The 532-nt window shown below is 40.6% G+C and carries 2 pseudogenes; one reads left to right on the plus strand and one right to left on the minus strand.

The features are described 5' to 3' along the window. Positions 1–94: pseudogene (locus tag CIK04_RS26910) on the minus strand (D-glycero-beta-D-manno-heptose-1,7-bisphosphate 7-phosphatase); the annotation flags it as partial. A gap of 270 nt (positions 95–364) precedes the next feature. Between CIK04_RS26910 and CIK04_RS26915 the strand changes: the two are divergent. Next, positions 365–532: pseudogene (locus CIK04_RS26915) on the plus strand (ATP-binding cassette domain-containing protein); the annotation flags it as partial.

The raw sequence follows: 532 nt of genomic DNA on the forward strand, positions 1-532 counted from the left end.
CTTCAATGTATTCAAAGTCGTGCTCGTCATGAACGTAACCATGATCAACGTTAATCACGCCATCACGATCCAAAAAAACAGCTGGTTTTGCCAAAGTATCTGTCTCTGTCACAAAGGAATATAAGCCGAGATTATACCTTAAAAGCGCTACATTGCGAGTTTCCAAGCCGTGAGGTACATCGTCAAAACACCCTCTATATACGAATATCACCTAACTCATAGCAAATCCGTTAGCCCCAAACAAACGTTTAGACGTCTAGACGTAAAAATATCTATTGACTTAAAAACACGAAAGCCATAGCATCATCTAAAAAGTGAGCTAGAGCTCAAAATAATATTCTGTTGTCCCTGCACAGGTTGAGAAATGATTGAAATTAACCAAGTAAATAAAGTGTTCTATCAAGGCAGTAAGGAAATCCATGCCTTGAAAGACATTAACTTACACATCGCAGAAGGCACCATTTTTGGTGTGATCGGGTCATCGGGTGCAGGAAAGCACGCTGATCCGCTGCGTGAATATGTTAGAAGCACC

The organism is Vibrio sp. 03_296 (assembly GCF_002265885.1).